Annotated in this window: 9 protein-coding genes and 1 pseudogene; 5 read left to right on the forward strand and 5 right to left on the reverse strand. The window is 67.9% G+C overall.

The genetic code is table 11. From position 1 onward, the window contains the following. Nucleotides 1–126: 126 nt before the first annotated feature. The 3 genes from truD to ACSBP4_RS11570 form a co-directional block, all read right to left on the reverse strand. The gene (gene truD, locus ACSBP4_RS11560; protein WP_435552283.1) at nt 127–1,506 is read right to left on the reverse strand and encodes a tRNA pseudouridine(13) synthase TruD; all 1,380 of its coding nucleotides are present in this window, start codon (nt 1,504–1,506) and stop codon (nt 127–129) included. A gap of 165 nt (nt 1,507–1,671) precedes the next feature. Continuing rightward, on the reverse strand, nt 1,672–2,445 hold the full coding sequence (locus ACSBP4_RS11565) for an ABC transporter permease (protein ID WP_435552284.1): 774 nt from the start codon (nt 2,443–2,445) through the stop codon (nt 1,672–1,674). Beyond that, a complete protein-coding gene (locus ACSBP4_RS11570; RefSeq protein WP_435552285.1) occupies nt 2,442–3,437 on the reverse strand; it encodes an ABC transporter ATP-binding protein in 996 nt (331 codons plus the stop codon). The genes ACSBP4_RS11565 and ACSBP4_RS11570 overlap by 4 nt, the downstream gene beginning before the upstream one ends. 433 nt (nt 3,438–3,870) lie before the next feature. Between ACSBP4_RS11570 and ACSBP4_RS11575 the strand changes: the two genes are divergently transcribed. Beyond that, entirely contained in the window at nt 3,871–4,827 is a 957-nt protein-coding gene (locus tag ACSBP4_RS11575; protein ID WP_435552286.1) for a TIGR03557 family F420-dependent LLM class oxidoreductase, read from the forward strand. A gap of 60 nt (nt 4,828–4,887) precedes the next feature. On the opposite strand, the gene ACSBP4_RS11580 is transcribed toward ACSBP4_RS11575, so the two are convergent. Beyond that, a complete protein-coding gene (locus tag ACSBP4_RS11580) occupies nt 4,888–6,513 on the reverse strand; it encodes a potassium channel family protein (protein ID WP_373631138.1) in 1,626 nt (541 codons plus the stop codon). A 178-nt stretch (nt 6,514–6,691) separates the two neighbouring features. Between ACSBP4_RS11580 and ACSBP4_RS11585 the strand changes: the two genes are divergently transcribed. Continuing rightward, nucleotides 6,692–7,711 carry an aldo/keto reductase gene (locus tag ACSBP4_RS11585; protein WP_435552287.1) on the forward strand — a complete coding sequence of 340 codons (1,020 nt, stop codon included), beginning with the start codon at nt 6,692–6,694 and terminating at the stop codon, nt 7,709–7,711. 82 nt (nt 7,712–7,793) lie between these two features. Beyond that, nucleotides 7,794–8,252 (forward strand): cupredoxin domain-containing protein, encoded by a 459-nt coding sequence (locus ACSBP4_RS11590; protein WP_435552288.1) that lies wholly within the window; start codon nt 7,794–7,796, stop codon nt 8,250–8,252. Between the two features lie 187 nt (nt 8,253–8,439). On the opposite strand, the gene ACSBP4_RS11595 is transcribed toward ACSBP4_RS11590, so the two are convergent. After that, nucleotides 8,440–9,636, reverse strand: coding sequence for a M24 family metallopeptidase (locus ACSBP4_RS11595; protein WP_435552289.1), 1,197 nt, complete (start codon nt 9,634–9,636; stop codon nt 8,440–8,442). 99 nt (nt 9,637–9,735) lie between these two features. On the opposite strand from ACSBP4_RS11595, the gene ACSBP4_RS11600 reads away from it, so the two are divergent. Next, nucleotides 9,736–10,884, forward strand: coding sequence for a LolA family protein (locus ACSBP4_RS11600; protein WP_435552290.1), 1,149 nt, complete (start codon nt 9,736–9,738; stop codon nt 10,882–10,884). Nucleotides 10,885–10,924: 40 nt separating this feature from the next. Beyond that, nucleotides 10,925–11,161, forward strand: a pseudogene (locus tag ACSBP4_RS11605) (3-phosphoshikimate 1-carboxyvinyltransferase); the annotation flags it as partial.

Here is an 11,161-nt window from a genome sequence, read left to right on the forward strand (position 1 = left end):
CGAGGGCCACCCCGGTTCAGCGGCCGATTGTGTGCGGAGCCCATGATTGTCGTCCACTTCTCATGACGCCGTGCTAAAAGCTTCGCCGCGGTGGTTCGGACGGCAACGCCCGACTCGAGTCCCGCCTTACCCGAGGTCGATCGGATCGACCTTCAGGAACTCCCGGGAGACGACGGTCGCGTACGACCCCTTCGGCAGCGCGAACTCGAGGGTCAGCGGGTCGGTCTCGAGGCCGAGATCGGTCCGCAGGAGGATCGCCCGCCGGGTGCCGGTCGAGCCGAACTCGCCGGGCAGGTCGAAGTCCGCCGGCTCGAGGCCGAGGTCGTCGAGGACGGCGCGTTCGATCTCGCCCTGCTCGCCGTCGGCCAGTTCCGTCTCGGTGCCGACCAGCGGCGCGGTGACGAACGCCCGGCCGCGCTCGCAGTGACGGGTCACCGAGTCGACCCGGCGCTCGTCGACCCGCTGGAGCCGGTCGGTGTCGGGCAGTGCGAGCCCGTCGGGCGCGTCGGTGTCCGAAAAGCAGACCACGTCGCCCTCGACGGGCCGGTCGAACGGCAGCCCGCGCTCGAGCCGTTTCGAGAGCATCAGGTTGAACGCGTAGGACTGGGCCGCGTGGACGAACAGCCGCTGGAGATTTGAAGGGACTCGCTCGAGGGCCTCCCTGAAGTCCTCGGGACCGGGGTCGCCGTCGCACTCGGCGAGCGCGTGAATCATCGACCGCTCGTAGCGCAGGCGATGGGGAACGCGCTCGAGGGCCTCCTGCCAGTCGCGGGTCTCCTCGACGAACGCTCGAGCCTCCTGGGTCCCCTCCGGCTCCGCGTCGGTCGGATTCCCGAGGTAGGCCATCACCGCGCCCTCCCAGTCGTCGCGGGCGATCGCGAGGCCCACCTCGTGGGTGACCGGCCGGCGGCTGCCGAAGCGCTGCTGGCCGAAGAAGTTGGGGACGCCGATCGAGGTCGCGTCCCCGCTCGAGCCGTCCGCACTGCCGCCGCTCCGGTGTGAGTCCTCGAGTCCGCCGAAGGCCCGCAACTCGTCGGTGATCGCGCCGGCGTTGTCGGGCCGGTCGGGATCGGTGACGCGGAGTTCGAAGGCGTTGCCCGCCAGATCGCCGAACTCGAGGTTTCGGCCCGCCCGTCCCAGCACCTCGATCTCGACGCCGTCGATTTCCGGCAGCTCCTCGGGATCGGCGCCGTAGACCGAGAACAGCTGCGTCGTCACGGCGTATTTGTCCTTCGTGCCGGCCCAGTTGACCCGCTCGCGGGAGATGCCGAGCGCGTCCGAGACCCGCGCGGCGAAGTCGTTGGTGTCCCAGCCACGCAGCGTCGCCCGGAAGACGAGATGCGGGTAGGCGTCGGTCGGTGCGTCAACGGGTTCGGTGTCGAACCGCTCGAGTTCGCGCACCCGGAAGTCGGCGTCGTCCGCGCGGAGGCGGCCGCCGACGCCGTCCGCGTCGCTGACGTAGTACTCCATCCCGACGGTCGCCTCCCTGGGGTGACTCGAGCGCATGTCGGCCGGCGATTCGAGCGCCGCGCGTAAATCGGTTCGTTCTCGCGGCGAACGGCGGGCAACGGACGCCGCCGGTCCGGAGCCGCTTCATACGGTCTACTGTACGTCATTGCCGGTGGGACCTCGTCCTGCGGTCCCACCGGTAAATCGGTACAGCAAACCGTATCAGTCCGTCTGCGGGATCGACCGTGCGCCCAGGGCGAACGCGAGGACGGCGAGGACGGCGAGGATCCCGAGGTTCGCGAGCGCGGGATCGACGCCGGCGACGGCCGTCGTCTCAGCCCCCGAGTAGGTCGCCGCCCGCACACCCCGCGCGAAGTAGGTGAGCGGCGAGAGGTTCACCAGCGGCCCGAACCAGCCGGGGAGGAGTTCGGGCGAGACGAACGTCTCCGAGAGAAAGAGCAGGGGCAGTCCGATCCCGTTGCTGGCGGCGACCGCGCCGTCCTGGGAGTCGGTGTAGCTGCCCAACATTGCGCCGATCCCGCAGAAGCAGACGACGCCGATGAGAACGTAGGGAACGAGCAGCGGCGAGAACGCGATGTTAGCGCCGGTCAGGAGGATGACCAGCCCGAGGATGAGCAGGCTCGCCAGCCCGATGATCGCGGCGTTGACCGCGGTCTGGGCGAGCAGCCATTCAGCGCGCGTCAGCGGGGTCGTCGCGAGCTTCTCGAAGCGACTCCCCTCGCGGTGGCGAGCGACCTCGCTGCCCATCCGTGACAGCGGGGTAAAGAGGACGACGACGGCCAGATAGCCGGGGACGTAGTAGGCCGGCGGCTCCGTGAACAGCCCGCCGCCCGCGGGATCGGTGCGGACGAGTGCCCCGAAGATGACGATCAGGATCACCGGGAAGAAAAAGGTGAAAAAGACCGCCGTCCGCCGGCGGACGAACGACCGCCAGCCGGCGCTGGTCTCGGCCCTGACCCGTCCCAGCCGGCTCATGCGGTCTCACCCGTTCGTGCGAGGTCGGACTCGTCGGCCGCACCGTCCCCGCGCTCGCCCTCGAGCCGTGCCGTCCGCTCGCGTTCGGCCGGCTCGGCCAGCGCGAGATAGACGTCCTCGAGGTCGGGTTCGGCCCACGAGAGGCCGGTGTACTCGATCCCGCGAGCCTCGAGGTAGTCGACCACGCTCCCGATCGCGGCGGGATCGATCTCCCGGACGACGACCGTCGCCTCGGGCGTTCGGTCGCGGCCCCGTGCCGGCCGTTCGACGGGGTACTCGAGGTCGGCGAACGCGTCGGGGTCGGCGGTCGTCTCGACGGTCAGCCGGCTCGAGCCGCCGTACTCGCGGACGAGGTCGTCGGGCGGGCCCTGCGCGACGAGCGAGCCGTCGGCGAGCAGGCCGACGCGGTCGGCGAGGTGTTCGGCTTCGGCCATGTCGTGGGTGGTCAGGACGACGGTCGTCCCGCTGGCCGCGAGGTCCTCGATCAGCCGCCAGACGGTGCGGCGGCCGGCGGGGTCGATGCCGGTCGTCGGCTCGTCGAGAAAGAGCAGGTCGGGGTCGTTGACCAGCGCGGAGCCGACACAGACCCGCCGTTGCTGGCCGCCCGAGAGGTTCTCGTACCAGGTGTCGCCCGCGTCGGCGAGGCCGACGTCGGCGAGGACGTCAGCGGGGTCGCGCGGGTCCTCGTAGAGCCCGGCGTAGTACGCGAGCAGTTCGCGAGCGCTGAGTCGGGCCGGCGGCGAGAACTCCTGCGGGAGGACGCCGAGCCGGTCGCGGTCGACGGCCGCCGGCGACGCGCCGAGGATCGCCGCCGTTCCGCCCTCGGGCTCGACCGTTCCCGTCAGCGCCCGGACGAGCGTCGTTTTGCCGGCCCCGTTCGGGCCGATCAGCGCGAACACCTCCCCCTGTGCGACCGATAGCGAGGCCCCCGACAGGGCGACGGTCTCGCCGTAGGTCTTCTCGAGGTCCGTCGCGTCGACTACGGCTTCCATACGGGCCGGTTCCGGCCCGTCGTGGGTAAGGAGTTCGGTTCGGGGCTCGAGCGGACGTCTGGTCGGTGATTGTCTCGGGGACTGGATAGGGATTCGACGGACGGAAAGCGTCCCGCTATCGTGGCAACACGGAGTGGCCACGCCCTCCCCAGCCGATTTCTGCTCACGGGCGCTGCGCGCCCGTTCGCATGGTTCGCGGAACCGCTGGTTCCGCGCTAACGCTCAGTCGCGTTGCTCCCTCCCTCATCCCTCGCACAGCGTCGTCGACCGCCCTCGCTCCCACTCGGCCGGTCGACAGTGCGCGCCACCGCAGATCGGAAACTCGATCCGCAGTAATCGATGCCGGGTGTCACGTCGTCGAAACAGACTGCGCACGCGCTCTTGCCCTCGCAGGTGCAACCGTTACCCGCCGGTCCGTGGTAGCGGGCCGGGAATGACGCAACTCGGGTACACCCTCTCGAGCGAGGAGTTCGGGCCGACGGAACTGGTCGACATCGCGCGTCGGGCGGAGGAAGCCGGCTTCGACTTTCTCTCCATATCGGACCACTTCCACCCGTGGGTGTCGGCACAGGGCGAATCGCCGTTCGTCTGGTCGACGCTGGGGGCGATCGCGGAAGCGACCGACGAGATCGAGGTCGGCGTCGGCGTCACCTGTCCGACGATCCGAATCCATCCGGTCAACGTCGCCCACGCCGTCGCGACGGTCGACGAGCTGCTCGGCGACCGCTTCACGTTCGGCGTCGGCACCGGCGAGAACCTGAACGAACACGTCACCGGACAGCGCTGGCCCGAACACGACGTTCGCCTCGAGATGTTAGACGAGGCGATGGACGTGATGCGCTCGTTGTGGACCGGCGAGACGACGAGCCATCACGGCGAGTACTACACGGTCGAAAACGCGCGGCTCTACACCTGTCCCGACGAGCAGCCGACGACGATCGGAAGCGCGTTCGGCCCGCAGACGGCCGAATGGGTGGCCGAGAACGCGGACGGGCTCTGGTGTTCCGGGCCGAAATCCGAGCCGGTCGCAGCCTACGAGGACGCCGGCGGCGACGGGCCCAAATACACGCAACTGCACGGCTGCTACGCCGATAGCGAAGCGGAGGCGATCGAGACGATCCTCGAGCAGTGGCCGAACGGCTCGCTTCCGGGCGAACTCGGACAGGAACTCCCGACGCCGGCCCACTTCGAGCAGGCTGCGAGGATGGTCGAGGGGGAAGACATCGCCGAGGCCGGAACGACCACTGAACCCGACCCGCAGGCACACATCGACAGCATCGAGCAAGCGATCGACGCCGGTTACGATCACGTCTATTTCCATCAGATCGGCGACGAACAGGAGCAAGCGATCGAGTTCTACGAGGGCGAGGTGCTGCCGTCGTTCGAGTGAGTCGGGTGAGCGCTGCTCGAGGCGGGGAGACAACTGCTCTCGAGCCGACCGCCGGACGTCTCAACACGCCAGCGAGACGAACCGGTTGACCGCCTCGTCACTTCCCGCAACGATCAGCATGTCGTCCTCGCGGACGACGAACTCCGGCCCGAGGTCGGTCAGCAGGTCCTCGCCGCGTTCGACCGCGACGACGGTACACCCGGTCCGCGCCCGCAGGTCCACGTCGCCGAGGCTCCGCCCGGCGAGCTGTGGGGCGGTCGTCCTGACGAGTTCGAACTGGGTCTCCGGCGTGAGGATCTCTTCGTCCTCGATCAGGATGGACCCGAGCATCCGGCCGGTAACCGTCGACAGCGAGAGGACGTACTCCGCGCCCGCCCGGTAGAACTTCGGGATGTTCTCGGTCTCGTTCGCCCGGACGATGATCTCGACGTCGGGGGCGACCTGCTCGAGGACCAGCGTCGCGTAGATCGACGTCGAGTCGTCGTCGAGGGTCAGAATGACCGCCCGGGCGTCGTCGACGTCCGCGGTCTCGAGGACCGCCTCGTCGGTGACGCTTCCGACGATGTCGACACCGGGTTGTTCCTCGAGGTCGACCACGGCCGTCGAGACGCCCCCGGACGCCAGCGTCTCGACGGCAGTCCGGCCGACGACGCCGTAGCCGCCGACGACGATCCGGTCCGGGTTGTACCGCAGCGCCGACACTGTCCGCGATTTCAGCTCCGTGAGATCGTCGCGACGGCCCGCGACGAGCAGGATCGTGTTGCCGTCGATCACGTTTTCCGTCCCCGGAACGGGGACGAACTCGCCGTTGAACCACGCCCCGATGACGGTGATCCCCATCCGGTCACGAATGCCCGATTCGGGGATCGTCTGCCCGACCAGATCGCTGTGGTCTTGAACGAGCAGTTCGGTTACCGCGAGGTCCTCGCTGAGTTCGATCGTGTCCCGGAGATCGGCCGAGACGGTCGTCGTCGCCTTCGTCGCGAGGCTCTGGCCCAACACCCGACGCGGCCGGACGATCTCGTCGGCTCCGGCGTAGCGGTGATAGCTCGCGACTTCGTCGTCTTCGACCACGCTGACGATGGTGAGGTCGCTCGAGAGTTCCCGCGCCGTGAGGATCACCATCGCGTTGGTCTCGTCGTCGATGTCGGTGACGAGCGCGTCGGCCCGCTCGGCGTTTGCAGCCCGTAGCGTCTCCTCCTGGTCGAGTGCGCCGTAGATAGCGTTGGTGCCCTCGTTGTTGAGGTCGACGACGAGTTCGGCATCGTCGTCGACGAAGACGTATGGGACGCCCGCCGCCTCGAGTTCACCCGCGAGGACGTCCGAGCGCGGCGTGTACGAACAGATGACGACGTGGTCGGTGAGGTCGGTCGACTCCGGCGGCCGGTCCTCGAGGGCCTGCTGGAAAAGCGGGACGACGATCAGCGGCAGGGCCAGAAAGACCAGCAGGACGCCCGTGAGGTTCATCCCGATCACGAAGAGGTTCATCGCGGTACTCTCCCAGGGGGCGTCGCCACCGAACCCGGCCGTCGTCAGCGACTCGATGACGGCCTGGATCGACTGCGCGTACGTCTTCGTCTCTCCCTCGAAGGCGGCCATCCCCAACTGATAGAGCCCGGCGTAGACGAGAACGAGTACGAGGACGGCGACCAGCGAGAGAACGATCCGTCGCCACCAGTGATTCATCACCGGGTAGTGACTGTCGAGCGGTTTGTAGCTTCGGAAACCGGGAGCGACTTCCGGGCAGTAAACGCGTCGGTCGACCGGTCATCGGGAACGCGTTCGTCGGATCGCCGACGCGCTCGAGCGACCGCCGTTCGCCGCTTCCCCATGCGTTTTGCACTCGGCGGGCGAACCCACGTCCATGGAGTACACTCGGCTCGGCAATACCGGAACGACCGTTTCGAAGCTCTGCTTTGGCACCTGGCGCTTCGGGAAGGAAAGCGACGGCACCGTGGAGACTGACCGCGAGGAGGCCCACGACCTGCTCGATGCCTGTTGGGACCACGGGATCAACTTCATCGATACGGCCAACGTCTACGGCGATCCCAACGGGAAAAGCGAGCGCTGGATCGGCGAGTGGCTCGCGGACCGCGAGGACGTCGACCGCGAGGACCTCGTGATCGCCTCGAAGGTCTACTTCCCCTTCGACGGCCGGGGCGAGCCGGGGCCGAACGATTCCGGCCTCGGGCGCAAGCACATCCGGGCCCAGATCGAGGGCACGCTCGAGCGACTCGACACCGACTACCTCGACCTGTACTACATCCACCGCTGGGACGAGGAGACGCCGATCGAGGAGACGATGCGGACGCTGACCGAACTCGTCCGCGAGGGGAAAGTCCACTATCTGGGGGCCTCGAGCATGGCCGCCTGGAAGCTCACCAAGGCGCTGTGGAAAAGCGACGCGGAAGGGCTCGAGCGCTTCGACGTGACCCAGCCGATGTTCAACGCTGCCGACACGGACGACGTGAGCGACTACCTCGACGTCTGTGCGGATCAGGACATCGCGGTCTGTCCGTACTCGCCGCTGGCCGGCGGCTTCCTCACCGGGAAGTACGAGCGAGCCGACGACGGGACCGTGATCGCGCCCGACGGCGCTCGCGGGAGTCTGACGGACCTGTTCGAGGACCGCTACACGAGCGATACCGCGTGGGAGGTCCTCGAGGCCGTCGAGGGCGTCGCCGACGAGATCGACGCCACGCCGGCACAGGTATCGCTGCGGTGGCTGATGGAGCAGGACCGCTTCACCTGCGTCCCGATCGTCGGTGCGCGGACGCCCGCCCAACTCGAGGAGAACGTCGGCGCGGTCGACCTCGAGTTGAGCGACGAGCAGTTCGAGCGGATCGACGCGGCTCGCGGGCCGGACGACGACGGCTATCGCTGAGTTCGGGCGTCGTCCGGGGCGACGTTCTCATTCGTCCGGAATCATCATGCCAGTTATTCCCACTCGATCCAAGGCGAACATGATGACACGAGATGGGGCAGTGTCCCGACGGCGGATGCTCGAGCTGACAGGTGCCGCAGCATCGACGGCGTTTATCGCCGGCTGTGGTGGCAACGGCAACGGTAACGGCAACGGCGACGGTGGTGGCGGCATCGAGATCGATCCTGAGACCCAGATCGAGTTCGACGGACAGACGGCCGGCTGGGTCGGCATCGCGCCCGACGCGATCGCTGACGAGGAGAACCCGACGCTTATCCTCCAAGAGGGGGAAACCTACGAGATCGGCTGGACGACCGGCGATGGCGCCGAACACAACATCGCGATCTACGACGAGAACGACGAGGTCGTCGACGACCTCGCGACCGAGCGGGTCACCGAACCCGAAGATCAGTGGCTCGAGTTCGAGGCCAGCAGCGAGATGGTCACGTACATCTGTGAGATCCACCCGACGACGATGGTCGCCGACATTCAGGTCGAATAGCAGTAACGGCGACGACACGGGCGAATCCCGCCCGCAATTCGAAGTCACTCATTTTCCCGGAGAAGGCGCCTGCGTACTCGCCGATGTTCGTCGATCACTGACCGCCGGTCCCGCGCTCTCGCTCGCGACTGCTGGTCTCCGTGGTTGGTGCCGGACGGCCGGCGGACTCGCGACCGTCCGTGTGAGGTCACTCTCGAGCGTCGGTCGTCGGCTCGAGCCCGATCCGATACTCGGTGAGGTTCTCGTAGCCGTCCTCGGTGACGGCGACGAGATCCTCGATGCGGACGCCGCCGACCGCGGGGTCGTAGATGCCAGGTTCGATCGAGATCACGTGGCCGGGCTCGAGGTCGCCGCCGGAGGGGGAGACGCTTGGCTGCTCGTGGATGTCCAGTCCGACCCCGTGGCCGGTGCTGTGGATGAAGCCGGTCTCGGTATTGGGGTCGCTTCGCAGCGTCTCGTAGCCCGCGTCCTCGATCACGTCACAGGCCGCTGCATGAACGTCGGCTCCGGTCACGCCGGCTGCGACCGTCTCGAGGGCGGCCTCGTAGGCCTCGCGGGTGACCTCGTAGCGCCGTCGGGCCTCCTCGCCGGGGTCGCCGCGGGCGAAGGTGCGGGTCATGTCCGCGAAGTAGCCCGTCTCCTTGTCTCGCGGGAAGATGTCGATCACGATCAACTCGTCGGCCTCGAGCGGCCCGCTGCCCCGGTCGTGTGGGTCCGCGCCGTCGGCCCCGCAGGCGACGATGGTCTCGTCGAGGGCACAGCCGTGGCGCAACAGGGTGACCTCGATTTCCTCCGTGACGCGTTCGCTGGTCAGGGGTTCGCCGTCGTGGACGAGCGTGCCGTCCGCGATATCGGCGGTGGCGATCAGTTCCTCGGCCCGCGCCATCGCGGCCTCGTTCGCCCGCTGGCTCGCCCGGATCCGCTCGACTTCCCACTCGGTCTTGGTCGCGCGGATATCAGTGACGATCCCTTCCGGTTCGACGGTCACCGCGAACCCCTGGTCGCGCAGGCCGTCGGCGGTCCCCGTCGGGAAGGTCCGCGGGACCGCGAGCGCGTCGACGCCGTGGTCCTCGAGGAAGGCCGCGAGCGTCCGCAGTTTGCCCTCGTACTGGCCGTGTTCGGCCACCAGCCGCTGATAGTCGTAGGCGGCGCGGCGGCTGACCGAGTCCGCACTCGCCTCGGCGGCGGCGCGTCCGTACTCGAGGCCGGAGACGAGCAGGTGGACGCCATCGGCGGTAACGAGCGTCTGGTAGGGATCCGGTGCGGTAAAGCCCGAGACGTACCGCTGGTCCGCATCCGATGCGTCGTCGTCTATCAGGTAGCCGTCGGCTCCTTCGGCGGCGAGATACTCGCGCAGCGGGGCGAGATTCACGTCGACGTTCATATTCGGATCGATGACAGCTGGCCACATAATCCCGCGGATCGAGGTTGGATAACGTTTCGAACCCGCAAACTTATGACTAAACGTGGCAATCCCCCGCGTATGAACCGGCGTCGGATTTTGGCGGCAGGAACCGGGGTTGTACTCGCCGGCTGTATCAGCTATCCGAGCAGCGACGAGTCCCCCTCCGGCGCGGAGATCGTTCGGGACGCGGTCGACGCGCGTCGCCACATGTCGGCGCTCCGAGCTCGTCGGTCAGTGACGATCGAAACGCCGGCCGAAACCGATACGCGGACGGAACGGATCGCCCGCGAGCCGCCGGCCAAACAGCGCATCGAAGTCCTCGAGTCGACCGACGACGACGTGCCCGTCGGCTCGGTCAGCGTGACGAACCGGGCGCAGACGTGGGAGTACAACCCGTCGACGGGGATCGTCGAACTCCAGTTCCACGGGACCAAGACCGACACGGATCGGACACTGCGGGTACTCGAGGCCCTGCTCGAGGAGTATCGACTCGGCTACGCCGGGACGGAACCGGTCGACGGGCGGGAGGCACACGTCATCGAGACGCGGCCGCCGCTCGAGGACGAGGGGACCTCCATCGACCTCGTCGTCGGGGACACGACCTACAGCGTTCCGGTGAGCGCCGCCAAACTCGAGGAGTTGGACGTTTCCCGGACGATCTGGATCGACGACGAGACCCGCTACCCGATCAAGGAACGAAACGCGGTCAGCGACGACGGCGAGACGCTGTACGCGCAGACGGTCACGTACGAGGAGTTCGCGATCGACGACGGCATCGACCCGGAGACGTTTACTTACCAACCCCCGGCCGACGCAGAGGTCGTCAGCGACGGCTCGAAACCGGCGGGAATCTTCCGCTCCCGCGACGCGGCCGCGGACACCGTTCCCTACGATCTACCCGATCCCGATCTCCCGGGGTCGTACGTACTGGACCGGATCACGGTCGTCGAGCGAAAGGAACGGTACGGCGGCGTGACGACGACGCTGTGGTACGACGATCCGAACGTCGTCGCCCGGGAACTCTTCGTCGTCGTCCGCGAGGAGGGGCGGTTCGATCCGTCGCTCGACAGCCTCGAGCGAACCGAGGTCGACGGGCAGACAACGTACTTCCGTGACGGCGGCGTCAAGAGCTTCTTCTGGGACTGCGAGGACGTGAGCTACGAAGTCTCGAGTCTGGTCACGGACGACCCACTGCGCGAAATTACGGCGTCGATCGGCTGTTCGTGAGATCGGTATCGGTAAGACGGGGCCACGCCACAGGGTGACCATGAACGTCACCATCTCCCCCTCGAGCGTCGCCGGCACGGCGCGGGCACCGCCCTCGAAGAGCTACACCCACCGGGCGATCCTCGCGGCGGGCTACGCCGACAGCGCGACCGTCCGCGACGCGCTCTGGAGTGCCGACACGCGAGCGACGGCCCGCGCGGTCGGCCTGTTCGGCGGCGACGTCGACCGCGGCGACGACGGCCGTCTCGAGATCGACGGTTTCGACGGCCCGCCCAAC

The sequence above is a fragment of the Natrinema sp. CGMCC1.2065 genome, from assembly GCF_051225675.1.
GTDB classification, from domain to species: domain Archaea; phylum Halobacteriota; class Halobacteria; order Halobacteriales; family Natrialbaceae; genus Natrinema; species Natrinema thermotolerans.

Bases quoted from the DNA above. Each gene is read 5' to 3' on its own strand.
- ACSBP4_RS11595 (WP_435552289.1), bottom strand. From the start codon at position 9,636: ATGAACGTCGACGTGAATCTCGCCCCGCTGCGCGAGTATCTCGCCGCC.
- truD (WP_435552283.1), bottom strand. From the start codon at position 1,506: ATGCGCTCGAGTCACCCCAGGGAGGCGACCGTCGGGATGGAGTACTAC.
- ACSBP4_RS11585 (WP_435552287.1), top strand. From the start codon at position 6,692: ATGGAGTACACTCGGCTCGGCAATACCGGAACGACCGTTTCGAAGCTC.
- ACSBP4_RS11565 (WP_435552284.1), bottom strand. From the start codon at position 2,445: ATGAGCCGGCTGGGACGGGTCAGGGCCGAGACCAGCGCCGGCTGGCGG.
- ACSBP4_RS11575 (WP_435552286.1), top strand. From the start codon at position 3,871: ATGACGCAACTCGGGTACACCCTCTCGAGCGAGGAGTTCGGGCCGACG.
- ACSBP4_RS11570 (WP_435552285.1), bottom strand. From the start codon at position 3,437: ATGGAAGCCGTAGTCGACGCGACGGACCTCGAGAAGACCTACGGCGAG.
- ACSBP4_RS11590 (WP_435552288.1), top strand. From the start codon at position 7,794: ATGACACGAGATGGGGCAGTGTCCCGACGGCGGATGCTCGAGCTGACA.
- ACSBP4_RS11580 (WP_373631138.1), bottom strand. From the start codon at position 6,513: ATGAATCACTGGTGGCGACGGATCGTTCTCTCGCTGGTCGCCGTCCTC.
- ACSBP4_RS11600 (WP_435552290.1), top strand. From the start codon at position 9,736: ATGAACCGGCGTCGGATTTTGGCGGCAGGAACCGGGGTTGTACTCGCC.